19 protein-coding genes, 1 tRNA gene and 1 pseudogene are annotated in these 21,240 nt (G+C 42.5%); 15 read left to right on the forward strand and 6 right to left on the reverse strand.

Features of this window, described 5'->3' with window-relative positions; translation table 11 throughout:
• Positions 1–121: 121 nt before the first annotated feature.
• Entirely contained in the window at positions 122–1,411 is a 1,290-nt protein-coding gene (locus BO26_RS01690) for a YidR family protein (protein ID WP_036768302.1), read from the forward strand.
• Between the two features lie 58 nt (positions 1,412–1,469).
• Here BO26_RS01690 and BO26_RS01695 read toward each other — a convergent pair whose 3' ends face one another.
• The gene (locus tag BO26_RS01695) at positions 1,470–1,790 is read right to left on the reverse strand and encodes a YceK/YidQ family lipoprotein (RefSeq protein ID WP_036768303.1); all 321 of its coding nucleotides are present in this window, start codon (positions 1,788–1,790) and stop codon (positions 1,470–1,472) included.
• Here BO26_RS01695 and BO26_RS23645 point away from each other — a divergent pair.
• Positions 1,717–1,875, forward strand: coding sequence for a hypothetical protein (locus BO26_RS23645; protein WP_167332150.1), 159 nt, complete (start codon positions 1,717–1,719; stop codon positions 1,873–1,875). The genes BO26_RS01695 and BO26_RS23645 overlap by 74 nt on opposite strands.
• A gap of 457 nt (positions 1,876–2,332) precedes the next feature.
• A pseudogene (locus tag BO26_RS01700) lies at positions 2,333–2,506 on the forward strand (helix-turn-helix domain-containing protein); the annotation flags it as partial.
• 234 nt (positions 2,507–2,740) lie between these two features.
• On the opposite strand, the gene BO26_RS01705 reads toward BO26_RS01700, so the two are convergent.
• Together BO26_RS01705 and BO26_RS01710 are read right to left on the reverse strand one after the other, a co-directional pair.
• Positions 2,741–3,994 carry a valine--pyruvate transaminase gene (locus BO26_RS01705; RefSeq protein WP_036768304.1) on the reverse strand — a complete coding sequence of 418 codons (1,254 nt, stop codon included), beginning with the start codon at positions 3,992–3,994 and terminating at the stop codon, positions 2,741–2,743.
• A gap of 547 nt (positions 3,995–4,541) precedes the next feature.
• On the reverse strand, positions 4,542–5,099 hold the full coding sequence (locus BO26_RS01710; RefSeq protein WP_036768305.1) for a DNA-3-methyladenine glycosylase I: 558 nt from the start codon (positions 5,097–5,099) through the stop codon (positions 4,542–4,544).
• Positions 5,100–5,294: 195 nt separating this feature from the next.
• Between BO26_RS01710 and glyQ the strand changes: the two genes are divergently transcribed.
• From glyQ to BO26_RS01735, 5 genes are all read left to right on the forward strand, one after another.
• Entirely contained in the window at positions 5,295–6,209 is a 915-nt protein-coding gene (gene glyQ / locus BO26_RS01715; protein WP_036768306.1) for a glycine--tRNA ligase subunit alpha, read from the forward strand.
• Between the two features lie 9 nt (positions 6,210–6,218).
• On the forward strand, positions 6,219–8,288 hold the full coding sequence (glyS, locus tag BO26_RS01720; RefSeq protein WP_036768307.1) for a glycine--tRNA ligase subunit beta: 2,070 nt from the start codon (positions 6,219–6,221) through the stop codon (positions 8,286–8,288).
• A gap of 119 nt (positions 8,289–8,407) precedes the next feature.
• A complete protein-coding gene (locus tag BO26_RS01725) occupies positions 8,408–8,668 on the forward strand; it encodes a type II toxin-antitoxin system RelB/DinJ family antitoxin (RefSeq protein WP_021325378.1) in 261 nt (86 codons plus the stop codon).
• Positions 8,668–8,940 (forward strand): type II toxin-antitoxin system YafQ family toxin, encoded by a 273-nt coding sequence (locus BO26_RS01730; RefSeq protein WP_036768308.1) that lies wholly within the window; start codon positions 8,668–8,670, stop codon positions 8,938–8,940. The genes BO26_RS01725 and BO26_RS01730 overlap by 1 nt, the downstream gene beginning before the upstream one ends.
• 216 nt (positions 8,941–9,156) lie before the next feature.
• Positions 9,157–9,233 (forward strand) — tRNA-Pro (locus BO26_RS01735).
• Positions 9,234–9,335: 102 nt separating this feature from the next.
• Here the strand turns inward: BO26_RS01735 and BO26_RS01740 are convergent.
• Both BO26_RS01740 and BO26_RS01745 read right to left on the reverse strand, forming a co-directional pair.
• Positions 9,336–10,412 (reverse strand): methyltransferase domain-containing protein, encoded by a 1,077-nt coding sequence (locus BO26_RS01740; RefSeq protein ID WP_236637235.1) that lies wholly within the window; start codon positions 10,410–10,412, stop codon positions 9,336–9,338.
• Between the two features lie 101 nt (positions 10,413–10,513).
• Positions 10,514–10,807 (reverse strand): PadR family transcriptional regulator, encoded by a 294-nt coding sequence (locus tag BO26_RS01745; protein ID WP_036768309.1) that lies wholly within the window; start codon positions 10,805–10,807, stop codon positions 10,514–10,516.
• 646 nt (positions 10,808–11,453) lie between these two features.
• Here BO26_RS01745 and BO26_RS01750 point away from each other — a divergent pair.
• The gene (locus BO26_RS01750; RefSeq protein WP_036768310.1) at positions 11,454–12,176 is read left to right on the forward strand and encodes a helix-turn-helix transcriptional regulator; all 723 of its coding nucleotides are present in this window, start codon (positions 11,454–11,456) and stop codon (positions 12,174–12,176) included.
• A gap of 331 nt (positions 12,177–12,507) precedes the next feature.
• Here BO26_RS01750 and BO26_RS01755 read toward each other — a convergent pair whose 3' ends face one another.
• Positions 12,508–13,488, reverse strand: coding sequence for a DUF1266 domain-containing protein (locus tag BO26_RS01755; protein ID WP_036768311.1), 981 nt, complete (start codon positions 13,486–13,488; stop codon positions 12,508–12,510).
• A gap of 877 nt (positions 13,489–14,365) precedes the next feature.
• Between BO26_RS01755 and dppA the strand changes: the two genes are divergently transcribed.
• From dppA to BO26_RS01785, 6 genes are all read left to right on the forward strand, one after another.
• Positions 14,366–15,973: a dipeptide ABC transporter periplasmic-binding protein DppA gene (gene dppA / locus BO26_RS01760; RefSeq protein ID WP_036768313.1), complete on the forward strand. Its 1,608-nt coding sequence runs from the start codon at positions 14,366–14,368 to the stop codon at positions 15,971–15,973.
• Between the two features lie 213 nt (positions 15,974–16,186).
• A complete protein-coding gene (gene dppB / locus BO26_RS01765) occupies positions 16,187–17,206 on the forward strand; it encodes a dipeptide ABC transporter permease DppB (RefSeq protein ID WP_036768314.1) in 1,020 nt (339 codons plus the stop codon).
• A gap of 10 nt (positions 17,207–17,216) precedes the next feature.
• Positions 17,217–18,119, forward strand: a complete 903-nt coding sequence (gene dppC, locus BO26_RS01770) for a dipeptide ABC transporter permease DppC (protein ID WP_036768315.1) — start codon at positions 17,217–17,219, stop codon at positions 18,117–18,119.
• Positions 18,120–18,131: 12 nt separating this feature from the next.
• A complete protein-coding gene (dppD, locus tag BO26_RS01775) occupies positions 18,132–19,112 on the forward strand; it encodes a dipeptide ABC transporter ATP-binding protein (protein ID WP_036768316.1) in 981 nt (326 codons plus the stop codon).
• Complete coding sequence (dppF, locus tag BO26_RS01780; RefSeq protein WP_036768317.1) at positions 19,109–20,128, forward strand: dipeptide ABC transporter ATP-binding subunit DppF; 1,020 nt, start codon at positions 19,109–19,111, stop codon at positions 20,126–20,128. Before dppD ends, dppF begins: the two co-directional genes overlap by 4 nt.
• Positions 20,129–20,364: 236 nt before the next feature.
• Positions 20,365–21,099 (forward strand): HAMP domain-containing protein, encoded by a 735-nt coding sequence (locus BO26_RS01785; protein WP_036768318.1) that lies wholly within the window; start codon positions 20,365–20,367, stop codon positions 21,097–21,099.
• Positions 21,100–21,240: the final 141 nt, after the last annotated feature.

A 21,240-nucleotide genomic window follows, 5' to 3' on the forward strand; every position in this document is an offset into this window, starting at 1 on the left:
GCATAACGTAAATAAGGTAAGAATAATGTCGAAGTGGTAAAGTCTCGACTGAAATTTTTTAGTTCCATCTGTTTCGAATTAATATTATTTATCCGAAAAAACTTGATGTAAGGATAATGCAATGGCCTTTCAGGATCGGCAAATCACGTTTGATAATCGCAGCCATCAGCTTACTAATATTAATGTCTGGACACCAGACAGCCAGTGGTTAGCTTATGATGTTCGTCCCCATGGTGCTTCTTTTACCGGTTTAACGATAGAAAAAATTCATGTGCATAGTGGCAAAACAGAAATTATCTATCAGGCCAAAGAGGGCGCTCATGTTGGCGTGGTGACAGTCAGCCCAACAAAACCTGTCCGGTATGTGTTTATTCATGGGCCAGAATTCCCAGATGAGCAATGGCATTATGATTTTCATCACCGACGAGGGGTGATTGTTAGTGAGGATTTACCGGAAAAAGCGGTCACCTTGGATGCCATGGATATTACTGCCCCTTATACACCGGGAGCGTTACGCGGAGGCAGTCACGTTCATGTATTCAGCCCGGATGGTAGTCGTTTGAGTTTTACTTATAACGACCATGTTATGCATGAGCTTGATCCAGCACTGGATTTACGTAATGTCGCTGTCGCTGTGCCCTTCAAATCAGTTGAGCCGCCTAAACACCATCCCCGTGAATATGATGGTAGTTATTTCTCTGTCGTGGTCAGTAGTACCAATTTTCAGCCGGAACCGGGTAGTGATGAGATTAACCGTGCCTATGAAGAGTGTTGGGTCGGTCAAGCTGGATATCGTAAAGTGGAGGGAAGTTGGCAGCGTTGGGCGTTGGCATTTATTGGCGATACTATTTCTACAACAGGGGAAAAAGTACCGGAAATCTATATCGTTGATTTACCTGAACAGAATGCTGATTATGCAATTGCAGGGGAAAAATCGCTGGAAGGTACGGAAACGACATTACCTGCACCGCCTGCTAATGTTATGCAACGTCGTCTGACATTTACCAATCATAAACGTTGGCCGGGAGTAGTGAATAATCCACGCCACTGGTTGCGGGCTTCACCGGATGGTGAACAGATTGGTTTTTTGATGAAAGATGACAATGACATTGTCCAACTGTGGACGATATCGCCAAATGGTGGAGAACCGCGTCAGATAACGAAGAATCATTATGGTATCCAATCTGCTTTTAGTTGGGATCGTAGCGGTCAGTATGTTGTTTTTATTTGTGATAACAGTGTGATGCTGTGTGATGTGCAAAATAGTCAAATGCAGCGTTTGACAAAGCGTACCGAGAAAGCACCTGCTGCGGAGGCAGTTGTGATTTCGCCTGATAGCCGTCATGTTGCCTTTATGCGTGAAGTCGATGGCTATACGCAAATTTTCCTGGTGGAAACCGGGCTAAAATAAATATATTTACTACCAGTTGGCTATCCACTGGCGGCAATCAATCAACCAGAACGAAGGATTAATTGGTATTAGGCTGATTTTGTGCTTTTTCTATTTTTTCAATTCGTTCTTTTGGTGAATTTGCTGACTGATCCTCATCAGACTTTATATAGTCATAAGGTAATAAAAGGGTATCTAACAGTGCAGAAAAAGGGAGATCAATCGCTAGCAATGGCCTCACTATCCAGCCAGTATCATCATCTTTCAGCATTTCGATATTTGCCTTGGTGCCGGGATAATAACCACGGCTAGGTCCTGAATGTGTCATGATGCTGGTACATCCGCTAGTTAACAGCCATCCTAATGTGACGCAAAATAGAATTAATTTATTACTCTTCATCGGTTTTATTGATCTCGTATGGTCAAACAGCCAGAACAGTCCACGTTATCCAATTTATCCAAGTTACTCTGTACCTGTCGGGTGACTAATATTTACCAGGAGAACTTAGCTAGGGGCTTCTATACCCGTTATCTTTCAAGTTGCCTTTTTGTTGGCTGCACTCACCTTGGTCACATAGTTCGCTATGCTCCCGGGGGGCGCTCCCTTGCCGTCGCGATGCATCTTGAAATCTATTGGGTATATATATCAATTACTATAATCACGCTATGCAACATTGAACATAGCATTAATACCTGAGAATAGTGAATTTTTTATGTCACACAATTTTTTCGTTCTTCGGATGAGTAAAAAACCAATTTAAGCCATTATATGAGTTGATAGCCTATTAATTAAACCATCTTTAAGGATGTGGTGATTTGGTCTGAGCTAATATACTTAATTGTTTCCATTTTTACCCGATTGGCTGGTTGTATGTGAAATTTGTTGAAACACAGCAGCAATATGATGCGATAGACGACAACACAATTGAGGCGGAGTTAGCTATGAATATTAAACCGATCAGAACGGAACAGGATTATAAGGCAGCTTTAAAAGCTATCTCACCAATGTTTGATAATCAGCCTGAAGTGGGATCTCCCGAATTTGACTATATGGAAGTCATGGTCTTGCTGATTGAGTCTTATGAGGCTGAACATTTCCCGATTGACCCGCCAAACTTAATGCTCTGCATTAGCCCTCAGTAAACGCACAAAAACCGGCCTATTCGAGCCATTGGATTTATAATTTTCTGATTAAATAGGTACTGCTTAAGAAGAGTGGATAGACAAGGAATGTTTATTCTCTTCTTCTTAATGCATAAAACATTCTACAAACTCTGATAATAATCATGTAAAAGTCCTCGTTGTCATTTAGCTCCTGCACTTCCCAGCAGGAGCTTTTTATTGTTAATTTCAGGCTGCTTGTTGATGTGCCAGTTCAATTTCTTCCGCCAGAATTGCAATGCCTTTTTCGATACTTATTGGGTCAGGAACGTAGTTCATACGCATACATTCGTGAGCATGTGGCCAGTTTTGCTCCAGTCCGGGGAAGAAATAGTGACCTGGAACCATTAACACACCACGTTTTTTCAATCTGTGATAAAGCATTTCTGTGGTTATCGGCAAATTTTTAAACCAAAGCCACAGAAAAATAGCGCCTTCTGGTTTATGAATAAGGCAAAGTTCTGCTGGCAGATAACGACGGATAATTTGGATCACGTCCTGCCCTCGTTGTTGATAGAACGGGCGGATAACTTCCTGTGACAAACGAAGCAAGTCATTGCGTCGGATCATTTCCAATGCCATTGCGGGGCCTACACCGCCCGGCGCAAGGCTGATGATGCCATTCATGTTACTGACGGCATTGATGATTTTCTCGTTAGCAATAATGACTCCGCAGCGTGAACCCGGTAGACCTAATTTGGATAAGCTCATGCACAGAATAATATTGGGATTCCACAATGGTGTGGCTTCGCTGAAAATAATACCTGGGAAGGGGACGCCATAGGCATTATCAATCAGCAGCGGGATTTGATGTTGCTTGGCCAGGCGATCTAACCGTTGTAGCTCTTCATCAGTGATGACGTTACCGGTTGGGTTGGTTGGACGGGAAACACAAATCAAGCCGATATCTTTGGTAATCTTCAGATGATCAAAATCAACGTGATATTTGAATTGACCTTCTGGTAATAATTCAATATTGGGTTTATTGGCAACAAATAAGTTGTCATTTAGTCCTGAATCGGAATAACCAATATATTCCGGTGCTAGTGGGAACAGCACTTTACGAATAGAACCATCTTCACAGTGCCCGGCAAGCAGGTTAAATAGATAGAAAAATGCACTTTGGCTGCCATTGGTCAGGGCAATATTTTGTGTGCCAATTTCCCAACCAAGCTTTTCGCGCAGCATTTTTGCCAGTGCCTGAATTAATGTATCTTTACCTTGAGGGCCATCATAGTTACATAACGTGTCAGCAAGTTGACCGTTTGCTGCCATTTCAGTGAGTAATTGCTGAAAATAGTCATCCATTTCCGGGATATGTGCGGGGTTACCGCCGCCTAGCATAATTGCCCCGGGAGTCCTCAACCCTTGATTAAGATCATTCATCAGGCGGGTTATGCCTGCATCTTGTGTGAATTTGTTACCAAATTGAGAAAAAATCATAGCCGCGTTCGTTGTCAGTATGTTGTTGGGGTTAGGAGATATAACACCATACTCTGCGTATTATCGGCGTGCAATCGAGAAAATTATGACTATACCTGTTATCTTTCAAGTTGCCTCTTTGTTGGCTGCGTTCACTTACCCCAGTCACCCAGTCACCTAGTTATCTATGCTCCTGGGGATGCGTTCTCTTGCCGCCGCTCTGCAACTTGAAATCTATTGGGTATATTGGTTATTTAATATTTAATTTGGCATTTCAAATAAGTGCTAAATGGTTTAGTTAATATCCGGATTTATTATTCAATTGAATCTTAGTGAAAACCGCCGTAAATCCTGTCCCTGTAAAACAGTTAAATAATCGATCATAAAAAATTCGCAAATGAATGGCTTAACAGAATGCGAATTGGGTTATTGGTAGTGTTATTTGGCATTTATATTTATTATGCAAAATTGCAATACCTTAAATATGCCAGATTAAACTTGTTTTACACTGCTTTAAACCCGAAAATCAAGCGGCGAATAGCTACAGTGCAATAGTCATTCACGGAATTTATTTTCGACATAAACAGCTGATTATATGATCGTTGATTAAACCTACAGCCTGCATAAATGCATAACAGGTGGTACTGCCGATAAATTTAAAACCTCTCTTTTTCAGCGCTTGTGATAATGCATCTGAAATCTCTGTTTTTACCGGTACCTCGGTAATAGTTTCCCACTGATTAATAATGGGTTTGTTATCGACAAAATGCCAGATAAAGGCACCGAATTCTTCTCCTTGTTGCTGCATTTTAAGGTATGCACGCGCGTTGTTGATAATTGCGTTAATCTTGGCTCGATTACGAACAATGGTGCGATCCTGCATTAACCGTTCTACATCGTTTTCATTCATGACGGCAATTCTTTCCGGATCAAATTGGTGAAAACATTTACGGTAGCCTTCACGTTTTTTCAGAATCGTCAGCCATGACAATCCAGATTGTTGCCCTTCTAAACAGATCATTTCAAACAGCTTTTGACTGTCTTTTTGTGGCTTTCCCCATTCATCATCGTGATAAGTCAGATATTCAGGATCAGTCGTAACCCAATGACAGCGTATTAATTCCATAATTGTGATTTCCTGTGTTGTTGGTTGAGAATCGATCATACTTTAACTGTATATACATACAAGTAAAATAGTCAGATGAGGATTTTTTTATTTCAGGGCCGAATTGAACGTTAATTCAGGGCTGTATATCTTAAGGTCAAAGGGTATACTGGCCTACTTCCTTTCAAATTCATATGTATCGCGTGCGAATCCAACATGCAAAAGTTTGATACCAAAACCTTTCAGGGGCTGATCCTGACATTACAGGATTATTGGGCGCGCCAGGGCTGCACCATTGTTCAACCATTGGACATGGAAGTTGGCGCTGGTACTTCTCATCCAATAACTTGCCTGCGTGCGCTTGGCCCGGAGCCAATTGCTGCGGCTTATGTGCAACCTTCCCGCCGTCCGACGGATGGCCGTTATGGTGAAAACCCTAACCGTTTACAACATTACTATCAGTTTCAGGTCATTATTAAGCCATCTCCAGACAATATTCAGGAGTTATATCTGGGTTCTCTGAAGGAGTTAGGATTAGACCCAACAGTTCATGATATCCGTTTTGTTGAAGATAACTGGGAAAACCCAACATTGGGTGCCTGGGGATTGGGTTGGGAAGTGTGGCTTAACGGAATGGAAGTGACTCAGTTCACTTACTTCCAGCAGGTCGGCGGCCTTGAGTGTAAACCCGTTACAGGCGAGATCACTTATGGTCTTGAGCGTCTGGCAATGTATATCCAGGGCGTAGACAGTGTTTATGATCTGGTTTGGTGCGATGGCCCGCTGGGTAAAACTACTTATGGCGATATTTATCATCAAAATGAAGTGGAACAATCCACCTATAACTTTGAACATGCGGATGTGGATTTCCTGTTTACCTGCTTCGAACAGTATGAAAAAGAAGCTCAGGATTTGCTGGCGTTAGAAACGCCACTACCTCTGCCTGCTTATGAACGTATTCTCAAAGCGGGTCATACATTCAATTTGCTGGATGCCCGTAAAGCTATCTCGGTGACGGAACGTCAGCGTTATATCCTGCGTATTCGCACTCTGACCAAAGCTGTTGCAGAAGCGTATTATGCCTCCCGCGAGGCGTTGGGTTTCCCTATGTGTAAAAAGAATCAGAACTAAGAGGCTGTCATGACTCAACAGACTTTCCTGGTGGAAATCGGCACAGAAGAGTTGCCGCCGAAGGCTCTTCGTTCACTGGCTGAAGCATTTGCCGCTAATTTTGCGGCGGAGTTGGATAACGCGAATTTGGCGTATGGTGAAGTAAGTTGGTTTGCAACCCCGCGCCGTCTGGCACTGAAAGTTGCTAATCTGGATGAGGCTCAGGCTGATCGTGAAGTAGAGAAACGCGGTCCGGCGATTGCTCAGGCATTTGATGCTGAGGGTAAACCGACAAAAGCGGCAGAAGGTTGGGCTCGCGGTTGTGGTATTACGGCTTCTCAGGCTGAACGTTTAGTGACGGATAAAGGCGAGTGGTTATTGTATCGTGCGCTGGTTAAGGGCCTCAGTGTAAAAGAACTATTGGCGGGTATGGTCAACAATGCGTTGAGTAAGTTACCAATTCCCAAATTGATGCGCTGGAGCGATAAAGAGACTCAGTTTGTTCGTCCGGTTCATACCGTTACCATGTTATTCGGTAATGAACTGATTGAAGGCGAAATTCTGGGTATTAAATCCACTCGTGTCATTCGTGGTCACCGTTTTATGGGTGAATCTGAGTTTACGATTGATAATGCGGAACAGTATCCAGAAATTTTGCAGCAACGCGGTAAAGTGATTGCGGATTATGTCACTCGTAAGGCGCTGATTAAGCAGGATGTAGAACAAGCGGCGGTTAAACAGGGTGGTATTGCTGATATCAGTGACAGCTTGCTGGAAGAGGTCACTTCGCTGGTTGAGTGGCCGGTTGTGCTGACCGCGAAATTTGAAGAAAAATTCCTTGAAGTGCCATCTGAAGCATTGGTTTACACTATGAAAGGTGACCAAAAATACTTCCCGGTTTACGACAATGCGGGCAAGTTGATGGCGAACTTTATTTTTGTCGCCAACATTGAATCTTCTGATCCGCAGCAAATTATTTCTGGTAACGAAAAAGTGGTTCGTCCACGTTTGGCTGATGCAGAATTTTTCTTTAAGACGGATCGTAAACAGCGTCTAGCAGATAATCTACTTCGGTTAGAAACGGTTCTGTTCCAGAAACAGCTTGGTACTTTGCGTGATAAAACGGATCGTATTCAGGCGCTGGCTGGCTGGATTGCAGAGAAAATCGGTGCGGATGTTAATCACGCTACCCGGGCTGGTCTGTTGTCAAAATGTGACCTGATGACCAACATGGTATTTGAGTTCACCGAGACGCAGGGTGTGATGGGAATGCATTACGCTCGTCATGATGGTGAGGCGGAAGAGGTTGCTCTGGCACTGAATGAGCAGTATCAACCGCGTTTTGCTGGCGATAAACTGCCATCTACCGGTGTTTCTTGTGCGTTAGCCATTGCGGACAAAATGGACACTCTGGCGGGTATTTTTGGCATTGGTCAGCATCCGAAGGGTGATAAAGATCCGTTTGCGTTGCGTCGTGCTGCGCTGGGTGCTTTGCGTATTATCGTTGAGAAAAAACTGCCACTGGATTTGCAGGCACTAACAGAAGAAGCCGTTCGTTTGTATGGTGACAAGCTGACGAATACCAAGGTCATCGATGACGTGGTGGAATTTATGCTTGGCCGCTTCCGTGCTTGGTATCAGGAGCAGGGTTACAGCATTGATACCATTCAGGCTGTGTTGGCCCGTCGTCCAACCCAACCCGCTGATTTCGATGCCCGTGTCAAGGCGGTGACTCACTTCCGTACATTGGATGAAGCGACAGCGCTGGCAGCCGCGAATAAGCGCGTTTCTAACATTTTGGCGAAGTCTGAAGAGACACTGAATGAGAAAGTCAGTGCTTCTGTGCTGAAAGCGCCTGAAGAGGTGAAACTGGCAACGCATCTGGTGGTTTTACAGGATAAACTGGCACCTTTGTTTGCTGAAGGGTGTTATCAGGAGGCATTGGTTGAGTTGGCTTCCCTGCGTGAAGTTGTCGATGCTTTCTTTGACAATGTGATGGTGATGGATGAAGACCAGCAGGTGCGAGTGAATCGCTTAACTTTGTTAAGTGAATTGCGTGAGTTATTCCTGAAAGTTGCGGATATTTCGTTACTGCAATAATAAGCTGAAATAGCTAATTCCGGCTGTTGTGAAATGCAATGGCTGGAACTTAATACCTCTAACCTTGATTTTGTAGCTCATTCGAGCTACGTTTTATTTATAAATTAAAAGGGGGATTTATGGCTGCAAATGCGTTTGTTCGGGCAAGAATCGATGAGACATTAAAAGCAGAAGCTACCGAGGTTTTGGCTGGTATGGGGTTAACCATATCTGATCTAGTGCGTATCACCTTGACTAAAGTTGCGAAGGAAAAAGCATTACCGTTTGAAATGCGAGTACCTAATAAATTGACTGCCGAAACTTTGGCTAAGAGTGATCGTGGTGAAGACATTCATCAAGCAAAGGATGCTGACGATTTATTTGATCAGCTTGGTATCTGATGCGCAAGCCAAGATATTCAAGTCAATTTAAGCGTGATGTGAAATCTGCACAAAAACGTGGCAAAGATATGAACAAACTTAAGGTCCTAATGAGTTTGTTGATTGATAATAGACCATTGCCTGCTAACTATCAGGATCATCCTCTCCGTGGTGAATGGAAGGAGTTTCGTGATGCTCACATTGAGCCTGATTGGTTATTGATTTACAAAGTAGTTGGTGATGTCGTTAGGTTTGAACGAACAGGAAGACACTCTGACCTATTTGATGAATAAACCTTTCTGGGGGGACTGGGTAGCAGGTTAAATTAACTTAGTTAGGAAAAAGAAAGTCCAGATTTAGCTACAACATTATTTTTTACCTAATTGACGTATTTCTGTGAAATCCGTGATAAAGTGCGGCGTTCATGCTGTTTTTACCAACAACTAACCCATGATTATCAAAAAGGTATTGACGGTCTGTAATGAGCGCAGTAAGATTCGCCTCGTTTTCGGCGAGTAGCGCAGCTTGGTAGCGCAACTGGTTTGGGACCAGTGGGTCGGAGGTTCGAATCCTCTCTCGCCGACCAGATTTACAGTTTGGGGATATAAAATTAAGTCCGCAGACTTAAAAGGAAGTTGAAAAGCCTTACAGTGATTGCTGTAAGGCTTTTTGTTATCTGCTGCTCACCCTAGCAGTCACAGTCGCCTGGTGCATAAGTTTGTATGACTTTGATATCAGTATAAAAGTTCTTTGATCTTCCGCCTTTGAAAAGACCATAGTGTTTCTTCCCATCACCAATTAACTCAAAAAGAGTATGGTAACGGCTTTTAGTGATCATATCGGCGGTATTGCGGCATATGGGAACAGCTCTGCCTGTCTCAAAAATATGCTCTCGATCCAGCACAAACTGATCCGGTGCATCCGGTAAATTGCCTTTGTAAATGACAACTTGACCATAATCTTCACAACGGTCTTCCAAATCTAATTTGAATAGCCTCAGCGTCATTGAATATAGTTTTGCACCGCCTAGTTTTGCTTCGATCTCCTTATTATTTATGGATTTCAAGCAGCTATTAATGATACGAACATCATTGAAACCAGCTGTTTTTGCTAGTCGGATGAAATCTTCAAAGTACAACGCATCACCGATACACTCACAAACAATCTGTTGGTCATTTTTCAGTGATTGATCCAACCTTCTATCTAAAAAAATGTCAGAAAAATAGATTTCACCGCCCGATTTGAGCAAGCGAGCCATACCTGCCAACACGCTTGCTTTAGATACCGATAGATTGATGACACAGTTTGAGACGATAACGTCTATACTTTCAGGCGGTAAATTAAGTTGTTCTAGTGACTCAATATAGCCTTGCTGAAAATGCACATTGGTCGATGAATAGTTAAAGGTCTGACGATGATAATCCACAAAACGCTGGGCAAATTCGATTTGTTCTGCTGTTGCGTCAATACCAATAACTTTACCCTCAGTACCGACGAGGTGGGACAGAATAAAACAATCACGTCCACTCCCACATCCTAAGTCTAATACTGTCGTTCCTTCTAGCAAGGGAGGAAAAGGTGTACCACAACCATAAAAACGGTTTTGTACATCAGGATGGATAAACTTAAGAACTTCTTTGATTTTGTCTGAAGTAGAGTTGTCTACAGTGCATACATTTATAGCAAGATCCTCTCTACTAGACAGGGTTTTGCCATAATAGTGTTGGATGTCTTCGAGCCGCTGTTTAACCGATTGTTCGCTCACATTTATTTCCTTCAAATTAAATGGTTAATAGGTCGTACAATAGATTCTTTATATTTCCGATCAATGCATAGATGGTCAATGTATAAAGTCAAAAAAAACTGTCATTGCTGACGATTGATATGTGTAGCGACTTCCATCCAGGCTTCCACGGCTACAGCAAAGGCTTCGCGCCCTTTGTCTGTTAATGTGTATACTTTGCGTCCACGACCTGCAACGGTTTCGTTGTGTACCGTTACATACCCACCCTGTTCAAATTCACGCAGCACTGGATAAATTGTACCTTCAGTCGGCGAGCAACATCCTTGGGTGGAGCACTCAACCTCTCTGGCAATTTCATAACCATGCATAGGCCGCTGTTGCAGAACACTGAGAATAAAAAATTTGGATAGACTCATCTTAATGATGCCGTTCCAATACGTTCTATCCGTATAGTCTACTGTTGTCCGTTTAACAGTGCTGAGTGTTTTTTTAGATTTGTTCATAACGGCATCATATACATTGATCATCAAGGTGTCAATGTATAAGGTAGTTCATTAATTCACTTTATTATTGACTTTATTCATCAGTATGAATCACCTAATTTATAGAGATAAAGACCATACTAGAATTATGTCAATTACGCTGTTTCTGCTCCATGATAGGATTCGGATCAATTTCTGACAGCACTCAATGCCATGCTTTTTTTCTTGTTCCGTTTGATCAAATGGGTAATAAAATTGGCAATCCCCTTGTGCTATTCAGATATATCAAGGTAGTTATCATTTGAAAGTCCGAGAATACCTAATGTAACTAATTAAAGTGTTTTTTTGAGTTTCATTTGTTTTTTTACAACTAAATTAGCCACAAAAGATGAGTTAGATCCTGCCCTGTAGCCAACCACAAGGTAAATTAATACATTTAAACCATTAAAGAATGGCCTTTCCAGAGACTATTGTTTGAAATCCATAAATATAATTACTTATTGAATTGTAAAAGTGATAACCTTGCATTGAAGTTATTAAAGTTTTACTGTTTTGTTATTTAATCATGATAGGTGAAATTATGGAAGATAAAACTATGAGTTTCTCTGTAAACAGAGAGCTGGATGTTCATTCAAAAAGTTTTGATGCCTTCATATCATATATGGAAAACAGCAACGATCTTTGGGTTATAAAAGACAAAGAATCTCGATTCGTCTATGCTAATGATGCTACGCTTTATTACAGTGGCCTTCCTAAGGGTTTTAACATAGAAGGTAAACTTGATAGTGAATGTCCGGCACCGTCGGCTGAGTTTGCAGATATTATACAAGCTAATGATAGAAACGTAATGACCAGTAAAAAAACCATTCCAGTACTAAACACCTTCATTTATGGCGGGAGAAAAAAAATGATCCAACCATTTCTGGCCAATATTACACCGCTAATGAAGGATGGAGAGTGTATTGGGGTTGTTGGACATGGTAGAAAACTTGAAATTTATTCCATGTATCATTTCGAAAACAATAGGCATCCTGACTCATTAACTTTTGGCACACCAACTGATTTATTTACTGATAGAGAGTTCGATATAGTATTTTTTGCTTTGCAATCACTGAGTGCTAAAGATATAGCTAAAAAATTAGGTATTTCATATAGAACGGTACAAAGTAGGCTACAATTAATTTATCAAAAAATGGGGATAAATTCATTAAGCCAGTTAAAAGAATATTGCAGGGGTAAAGGATATGATAACTATGCTCCTACTAGATTTATTAATCCTAATCCCTATATACCTCTAGTGTAACAATGAGCCACCTCCTAAGGAGGTGGTCTTTTACTGTTATTATCTTTTATACCTGTTATCTTTCAAGTTTCCTCTTTGTTGGCTGCACTCACTCACCCCAGTCACCTAGTTATCTATGCTCCCGGGGATTCGCTCCTTTGCTGTCGCGATGCATCTTGAAATCTATTGGGTATATATGGTTTTTTATCTCATTGCGACCATATTGAAAATGTTATCAATAATGAAATAACAAAGATTGATTTTCTTATAGGAAATTTCTGTTCGGAAAATAATCTATAATTATCTAATTCATAATTATCGAGATAAAATAACCTTATCTTTTGCTTAATAATTATTCTTGTATTTCGGCTGGCTCAGGAAAATATCCACCATTTTCCAGAGTTGACTGAATCATATTCTTTATTTCATCCTCTCCTAATTTTTTTCCCTCTTCATTTTCATAGCCTAATGTTAAAACAGCATTAATAAAGGGAGCGATATTAGCTTCTGATAAGTTTGTATTCCAGTTTAATGTGTTGGATGGGCCACCAGGTTCTTTATTGATAAGTGTGACAATTTTCCCATAAAGATCTTGTGTAATGGTCCAGCGCATATCTGTACTGCTCCAGTACCATCTTCCCAGTAGAAAATGATGCCAGAACTCTTCCCAACTCTTATATTCTCTCTGAACGGTGTGAGTAATAATTTGTACAAAATTGTCTGCTTCCTCCCGATCCAGATATTCTGTACTGATACCATTGCAAATTAACTTGATATAACGGACGTAATCCCAGGCAAGAAAATTTACTGTTTGAATATTGTTTAAATTTTTACGAACAACTTCGGCCCGCCAGAGAAGTTCTTTAGCTTCTCCATCTTCATCCTCTTCTTTTTGTATGTCTTTCTTTATTTGCTCATAATCTGATTCGGATACGTCAGAGAAGAAATAGACTTCCTGGCGGAATTTATGCCGGTGACCATTAGTTAATAAATGAAATAATTGAGCAATCAGGCTTTCTCTGTCATTAATACCCCAGGCAGTCTGAAGTGAGCCAGCATCTTTGCTGCCGGGAACAATAATCGGATCATTACAGGGATACTCTTCAACAGCAGCATAAGGAGTTCCCAATATATAAGCCCAGTCTTTAGGTTCAAATTTTGGTAATTTACCAGATGCTCTATTTTGGTATTCATTTCTCAAATTATTAAGGATCTTTTTCTCAACAATTGATTTCATAATGATGACTGCGAAGATAATAAAGAGAATAATAGAAACAATGGTAACTAAAATATAGTGATACCATCTCCAATCTGAGAGTAAATCTGAAAACATGATTGTTGCTATTCCTTATTTAGTATGAAAATGGGTTATTTATATGAATTAGTTAAATTGGTAACTTATATTAGTTACTATATACTCTAATGAAATATATTTAAAATATAGGATACCGGTTTCGATATGGGTATTGAATATTTAAATAAAATGAGAAAGTAACTTATGTTTTCCATACTAACAAAATTATTAATAAATATAAAGCTGAATTATTAATTTTATCTTAAGTAATTAATCATGTTGCTGAAATATCTATAAGAATGTAGGTGTTTCACTTAATATATTTCTCCATTACATTTCTCTGGCACGCAAAAAAGATTGGGATGATTGAGTGAATGTTTAAGGTATGCCATGGTCGTTGCAGTTTGGTTATTACTTGTCTACTGGTACACCATTAATAGAATCAAAGAGATTAAAGGTTATAAGAGTGGATAGACCACTAATAGATTTTTATATTGCTTTACATGGTTAGTGCTACCCTTATTTAATTCACTTTTCAGGTACCAATTTTATTAGGCACACAATATTTTGTGCCAGTTTTTACCTTTCCCGCTGAAATAATCGTTTACTAATTAAGCACTCAGCAACAAATTTTACGTCTTGGATAATAGTTACTCATGCTGTAACCATTGCCTTATCATGGTCTTTTTGGCTATAAAATGTGCATTGCGTCATGTTTTTGTGCTAATTATGTTAATAATAGGTTTCCTTTGTGTTTTCCTGTTGCTTATGACATCTGTTGAGATCTTATTGACGCAAGAGACAACAGTTGTTTAATTGATAAGCCGAAAATAATAAAAAAACCAACAGCACAGTTCCTGAAACAAAATGCAGGTTCTGGCTGTACACAACAACATCACAAATGGAGTGCAAGAGAATGACAACTTCCTCTAAAAAGACTGGGTTATTAAAGCTAGGGATCAGCTTAATTGCATTGGCAGTCACTGCTAGCGTTCAGGCAAAAACATTGGTTTATTGCTCTGAAGGTTCACCAGAAGGATTTAACCCACAATTGTTCACAGCGGGTACAACTTATGATGCTAGTTCCAGACCTCTGTACAACCGTTTGGTTGATTTCAAAACAGGTAAAACGGAAATTATCCCGAGTCTGGCTGAAAAATGGGATATTAGTGATGACGGTAAAGTTTACACGTTTCATCTGCGCAAAGGCGTTAAGTGGCACGATAACAAAGACTTCAAACCAAGCCGCGAATTCAATGCTGATGATGTGATTTATACTTTCATGCGGCAAAAAGATGCAAACCACCCATACCACAAGGTGTCAGGCGGCAGCTATGAGTATTTTATTGGCATGGGTATGGGTGAGATGATCAATAAGGTTGAAAAAGTAGACGATTATACTGTTCGGATTGAGCTAAGCCGCCCGGAAGCGCCATTCCTGGCTGACTTAGGAATGGATTTCGCTTCTATTATGTCAGCAGAATATGCCGATAAGATGATGAAAGCCGGTACGCCGGAGAAAGTCGATCTGAATCCAATTGGTACAGGCCCATTCCAGTTGGTGCAATATCAGAAAGATTCTCGCATTCTGTATAAAGCCTTCAAAGAATATTGGGGAGATAAAGCCAAAGTTGACCGGCTAGTTTTCGCTATTACTCCCGATGCATCCGTTCGTTATGCAAAATTACAGAAAAACGAATGTCAGATCATGCCATACCCAAATCCGGCGGACATTGCTCGCATGAAGCAGGATAAAGATATCGTCTTGATGGAACAGCCTGGTCTGAATGTTGGTTATGTTGCTTTCAACGTCACCAAAAAGCCACTGGATAACGTCAAAGTTCGCCAGGCGCTGGCAATGGCTGTCAATAAAGACGCTATCATTGATGCGGTTTATCAGGGGGCTGGTCAGAAAGCCAAAAATCTGATTCCACCAACGATGTGGAGTTACGACAATACTCTGAAAGATTACCCATACGATCCGGAAAAAGCGAAACAGCTACTAAAAGAAGCAGGAATGAGCGATGGTTTTGCTATCGACTTGTGGGCAATGCCAGTACAACGACCGTATAACCCGAATGCTCGTCGTATGGCTGAAATGGTTCAAGCTGATTGGGCGAAAATTGGTGTTAAGGCCAAAATTGTCAGCTATGAATGGGGTGAATACTTAAAACGGGCTAAAGATGGCGAACATCAAATTGTGATGATGGGTTGGACGGGGGACAATGGGGACCCGGATAACTTCTTCGCAACTTTGTTTAGCTGCGCAGCTAAAGAACGAGGTTCCAACTACTCTAAATGGTGTTACAAGCCGTTTGAAGATGTCATTCAGCCAGCACGGATCGCTTCTGAACATGCTAAACGTGTTGAACTTTATAAGCAGGCTCAGGCTGTGATGCACGAACAGGTTCCGGCGCTGATTATCGCTCATTCCACAGTTTATGAACCGGTACGTAAAGAGGTGAAAGGTTATGTCGTTGATCCTCTGGGCAGGCATATTTTCAGCAACGTATCTCTTGAATAATTTTGTTTTTACTCGGTTGTGATAGCCATCTCCCTGATTTTTCAGCGGGGATGGCGATTTCTCCTCAGCTATCAGTCATCACTGAGGAGGCTGACAAACAAGTAGAGGCAAGAAGTTCATTGAGTTGTGAGCGAAAGGGGGAAAGTCCTCCCCCTTATCAAGCCAAGCGGCCTGAGAGCTGTAACCGGCATTTAAAAAAAGAGAGTTTGGGATATGTTGCAGTTCATACTCCGACGTCTGGGGTTAGTGATCCCAACGTTTATCGGCATTACTTTGCTGACTTTTGCTTTTGTCCATATGATCCCCGGAGACCCGGTGATAATTATGGCGGGGGAACGTGGAATATCGGCTGAGCGTCATGCTCAGCTAATGGCTGAAATGGGGCTGGATAAGCCACTCTGGCAGCAATACTTTCATTATGTGAATGGTGTATTACACGGAGATCTTGGTATCTCCCTGAAAAGTCGCATCTCTGTGTGGGAAGAATTTGTTCCCCGTTTCAAGGCAACCCTCGAACTGGGGGTATGCGCCATGTTGTTCGCTATTGCTGTGGGTATTCCGGTTGGAGTACTGGCCGCAGTCAAGCGAGGATCGGTTTTTGATCATACTGCAATAGGGCTTTCTTTAACCGGATATTCTATGCCGATCTTCTGGTGGGGGATCATGTTGATCATGTTGGTCTCTGTCCAGTTGGATCTGACTCCGGTATCCGGGAGGATAAGCGACAGTGTTTTCCTTGATGACAGCAATCCGCTGACGGGTTTTATGCTGATTGATACCCTTATCTGGGGAGAAGAAGGCGATTTCAAAGATGCCATGATGCATATGATCTTGCCTGCTATTGTCTTGGGAACGATTCCACTGGCGGTCATTGTCCGTATGACTCGCTCTTCTATGTTGGAAGTGTTGGGTGAGGATTATATCCGTACTGCACGTGCCAAAGGCTTGAGCCGTATCCGGGTGATTGTGGTTCATGCTCTGCGCAATGCATTGCTGCCAGTTGTGACCGTCATAGGCTTGCAGGTGGGTATTATGCTGGCAGGGGCAATCTTGACTGAAACCATTTTCTCCTGGCCGGGGCTTGGACGCTGGTTGATCGATGCCCTGCAACGCCGAGATTATCCGGTGGTGCAGGGAGGCGTATTACTGGTGGCGATCATGATCATCCTGGTAAATCTGGTGGTTGACGTGCTGTATGGCATTGTTAACCCGCGTATCCGTCATAAGAAATAGGGGGCACATTATGTCTCAAGTGACTGAGCCTGTAGCAAACAATGCGCCTAAAATTATGACGCCGATACAGGAGTTCTGGTATTACTTCAAGCGTAATAAAGGGGCGGTTGTTGGTCTGGTTTATATTGTATTGATGTTACTCATTGCGCTGTTGGCCGGGGTACTCGCTCCACATGGTGCGGCTGAGCAGTTCCGTGATTCCTTGCTGACGCCACCAGTGTGGCAGGAAGGAGGAAGCTGGCAGTTTATTCTGGGTACTGATGATGTAGGGCGTGATTTACTTTCACGCCTGATGTATGGCGCCCGGCTGTCATTGCTGGTGGGATGTCTGGTTGTGGTGTTATCCCTGCTGATGGGCGTTATGCTGGGTGTGCTGGCAGGTTATTTCGGTGGTGTGGTGGATATTATCATCATGCGTATCGTGGATATTATGCTGGCACTGCCAAGCTTGTTATTGGCTCTGGTGTTAGTAGCAATATTTGGCCCATCAATTGTCAATGCTTCGCTGGCACTGACTTTTGTTGCTCTGCCACATTACATCCGTTTAACGCGCGCTGCGGTACTGGTGGAAGTTAATCGCGATTATGTCACTGCTTCACTAGTGGCGGGTGCTGGTTCCATGCGTCAGATGTTTGTCAATATTTTGCCTAACTGTCTGGCACCGTTGATTGTGCAGGCTTCTCTGGGTTTTTCTAATGCCATTCTCGATATGGCTGCTTTAGGTTTTCTGGGAATGGGGGCACAGCCACCCACGCCGGAATGGGGAACGATGCTGTCTGATGTATTGCAGTTTGCCCAAAGTGCCTGGTGGGTGGTGACATTCCCGGGATTGGCAATTCTGCTGACAGTGTTGGCATTTAACCTGATGGGTGACGGTTTGCGTGATGCACTTGATCCTAAACTCAAGCAGTAGTGAGGTAGCGAAATGGCACTGTTAAATGTAGAAAAATTATCGGTTCACTTCGGTGACGAAGAGGCGCCATTCCGCGCCGTTGACCGCATCAGCTACCGTGTAGAGCAGGGTCAGGTTGTCGGGATTGTTGGCGAATCTGGTTCTGGTAAGTCGGTTAGTTCATTGGCTGTGATGGGATTGATTGATTATCCGGGCAGAGTGATGGCGGACAAACTGGAATTTAATCAGCGTGATTTGACCAAAATCTCCGAGAAAGAGCGCCGCCAATTGGTCGGGGCGGAAGTGGCAATGATATTTCAAGACCCGATGACCAGTCTGAACCCTTGTTATACCGTTGGGTATCAGATAATGGAGGCGCTGAAAGTACATCAGGGTGGAAATCGTCGTACCCGCCGCCAGCGGTCGATTGATTTGCTGACATTGGTTGGTATTCCCGATCCGGCTTCGCGTCTGGATGTTTATCCACATCAGTTATCGGGTGGTATGAGTCAACGAGTCATGATCGCAATGGCGATTGCTTGCCGACCAAAATTACTGATTGCTGATGAACCGACAACGGCTTTGGATGTCACTATTCAGGCGCAAGTTATTGAACTGTTGTTGGAGTTGCAACAACGGGAAAATATGGCGTTGGTATTAATCACCCATGACCTGGCATTGGTTGCGGAAGCGGCTCATCATATTATCGTGATGTATGCCGGTCAGGTTGTGGAATCCGGCAAAGCATCAGAGATCTTCCGGGCGCCACGCCATCCGTATACTCAGGCGCTGCTTAGGGCATTACCTGAATTTGCTGCGGATAAATCCCGTCTTGCCTCTTTACCGGGCGTTGTACCGGGGAAATATGACCGACCTATCGGTTGCTTGCTAAATCCTCGTTGTCCATATGCTGGTGACTATTGTCGTCAGGTGGAGCCGGAATTAAGAACGGTAGGAGAACGTCAGGTGAAATGCCATATGCCACTGGATGATGCGGGGAGGCCAACGATATGAGTGAACAGACTTATCAGGAACGGAAAACATCGACAACGCCGTTATTAAAAGCGATAGAACTGAAAAAATATTACCCGATCAAAGGGGGATTTTTTTCACCTGCTCGTACGGTAAAAGCGCTGGATGGTATCTCTTTCGAACTGGAGAAAGGAAAAACGCTAGCAGTTGTTGGTGAATCTGGTTGTGGTAAATCCACGCTAGGACGGTTGCTGACGATGATTGAAAAGCCGACAGAGGGTGAACTTTATTATCAGGGGCAGGACTTACTGGTACCAAATAAGGAAGCTGAAAAGTTACGCCGCCAGAAAATCCAGATTGTGTTCCAAAATCCTTATGGTTCACTTAATCCACGGAAGAAAGTTGGACAGATCCTGGAGGAACCGCTGCTAATCAATACCAAACTGAGTGCACATGAGCGCAAAGAGCAGGTGTTGCAGATGATGGAGAAAGTGGGACTGAAAACCGAACACTACAGCCGTTATCCGCACATGTTCTCTGGTGGTCAACGTCAGCGAATTGCGATTGCCCGTGGGTTGATGTTGAACCCAGATGTGGTGATTGCAGATGAACCAGTTTCTGCGCTGGATGTATCGGTGCGGGCACAGGTGTTAAATCTGATGATGGACTTGCAGCAGGATTTGGGACTGTCTTATGTCTTTATTTCTCATGACTTATCTGTGGTCGAGCATATCGCTGATGAAGTGATGGTGATGTACCTCGGTCGCTGTGTGGAAAAAGGCAGTAAGCAGATGATTTTCAGTAACCCACGTCATCCCTATACGCAGGCATTGTTATCAGCAACGCCAAGGTTGAATCCTGAATTACGCCGTGAACGGATAAAGCTGACCGGTGAATTGCCAAGCCCAATGAATCCACCACCGGGTTGTGCATTTGCGGCCCGTTGTCGCCGAGCGCTGAGTATGTGTACTCAGCTTCAACCAAAACTGAATCAACATGGTGATCAACTAATTGCTTGTTTTGCGGTTGATCAAGATGAAAATATTGCTGTGGAATAATGACTTGGCAATTATTCAATAAAATATCTTTGGTGATAATGGGTTAACCATTATCACCATTTAAATATTTCTGTGTGTTTCTAACAGTGACAGATAGGCACTAAAGGTAATTATTTCTGAAAAATAACGACTTGGATAAGTGAAACAGGGATCGTTAGCAGTAAAATCAAGTATACTCAATTTTATTGATGACATGTTATAACTGCGATATCCCATAAGCATTGGTTTGAGTGAAAATGAAATTGCGCGTCAAACGTTCGTTAACCATTAAACAGATGGCCGCAGTGACTGGTGTCACGTTGGTAACCATTGCTATTTTTATTGCTATTCAGTTGTGCCATCTTATACAGCAACGTAAAGACGATTATATCAGCCAGCTTAATAATGCAGCAGTCCAGGTACAGGTACCGTTAACAGAAGCACTGCTCAGGTCTGATCTCAGTAAAGCAAAAGAGTTGCTGATAGGGCTACGTACTGCGGGTATTTTGGGGCGGGCAGATGTGGTGTTACCGGAGGATATTCGGGTGATACGATTGAATTTTGCCACCCATCGTCCGATTCCCGAACTGGCTAAACGTATTTTTGGGATACCTGTTGAAGTGAGCATTCCTCTTTATGCGTATGGCTCAGTACCAGCAAATGCCAAACCGTTGGGACATTTGATTTTGCAGGTGGATTCCAACCGGGTATATCGTTTTGCTATTAATACATTGGCACTGATGCTGACGGCTTATTTATTGCTCGCGCTTATTCTTACGGTATCAATAAGCTGGTGTATCAACCGGATTATTGTGCACCCATTGCGTGACATTGCACGGGATCTTAATAACGATCAACCACCGGAGCCAATGACTTGCCCTAAACACCATCAGGATGATGAGCTGGGCCTGCTGATCAGGGGATATAATCGTCAATTTGATAAGCATAAATTTCCGTCATCAAGAAACCATCCAGGGCGGTTTGAGGTCTAACCCTCAATTATAATCCTGACAGGATCTCGCCTGCTAAAATTCAGGTTTTTGTTTTTTCTACCGATTGTTATTGGTCAAGGGGAACATCTTCCATTATCAATAGAAGGTTAAAACCAAGGGTAGACATCTATAGGGGCTTAC

Source organism: Photorhabdus australis DSM 17609 (assembly GCF_000711895.1).
In the GTDB taxonomy this organism is placed as follows: Bacteria; Pseudomonadota; Gammaproteobacteria; order Enterobacterales; family Enterobacteriaceae; genus Photorhabdus; species Photorhabdus australis.

Coding starts and splice junctions, on each gene's coding strand:
- dppC (WP_036768315.1), top strand. CDS start 17,217: ATGTCTCAAGTGACTGAGCCTGTAGCAAACAATGCGCCTAAAATTATG.
- dppA (WP_036768313.1), top strand. CDS start 14,366: ATGACAACTTCCTCTAAAAAGACTGGGTTATTAAAGCTAGGGATCAGC.
- BO26_RS01690 (WP_036768302.1), top strand. CDS start 122: ATGGCCTTTCAGGATCGGCAAATCACGTTTGATAATCGCAGCCATCAG.
- BO26_RS01745 (WP_036768309.1), bottom strand. CDS start 10,807: ATGAGTCTATCCAAATTTTTTATTCTCAGTGTTCTGCAACAGCGGCCT.
- BO26_RS01710 (WP_036768305.1), bottom strand. CDS start 5,099: ATGGAATTAATACGCTGTCATTGGGTTACGACTGATCCTGAATATCTG.
- dppD (WP_036768316.1), top strand. CDS start 18,132: ATGGCACTGTTAAATGTAGAAAAATTATCGGTTCACTTCGGTGACGAA.
- glyQ (WP_036768306.1), top strand. CDS start 5,295: ATGCAAAAGTTTGATACCAAAACCTTTCAGGGGCTGATCCTGACATTA.
- dppF (WP_036768317.1), top strand. CDS start 19,109: ATGAGTGAACAGACTTATCAGGAACGGAAAACATCGACAACGCCGTTA.
- dppB (WP_036768314.1), top strand. CDS start 16,187: ATGTTGCAGTTCATACTCCGACGTCTGGGGTTAGTGATCCCAACGTTT.
- BO26_RS01725 (WP_021325378.1), top strand. CDS start 8,408: ATGGCTGCAAATGCGTTTGTTCGGGCAAGAATCGATGAGACATTAAAA.
- BO26_RS01750 (WP_036768310.1), top strand. CDS start 11,454: ATGGAAGATAAAACTATGAGTTTCTCTGTAAACAGAGAGCTGGATGTT.
- BO26_RS23645 (WP_167332150.1), top strand. CDS start 1,717: ATGATGCTGGTACATCCGCTAGTTAACAGCCATCCTAATGTGACGCAA.
- BO26_RS01755 (WP_036768311.1), bottom strand. CDS start 13,488: ATGTTTTCAGATTTACTCTCAGATTGGAGATGGTATCACTATATTTTA.
- BO26_RS01730 (WP_036768308.1), top strand. CDS start 8,668: ATGCGCAAGCCAAGATATTCAAGTCAATTTAAGCGTGATGTGAAATCT.
- glyS (WP_036768307.1), top strand. CDS start 6,219: ATGACTCAACAGACTTTCCTGGTGGAAATCGGCACAGAAGAGTTGCCG.
- BO26_RS01695 (WP_036768303.1), bottom strand. CDS start 1,790: ATGAAGAGTAATAAATTAATTCTATTTTGCGTCACATTAGGATGGCTG.
- BO26_RS01705 (WP_036768304.1), bottom strand. CDS start 3,994: ATGATTTTTTCTCAATTTGGTAACAAATTCACACAAGATGCAGGCATA.
- BO26_RS01785 (WP_036768318.1), top strand. CDS start 20,365: ATGAAATTGCGCGTCAAACGTTCGTTAACCATTAAACAGATGGCCGCA.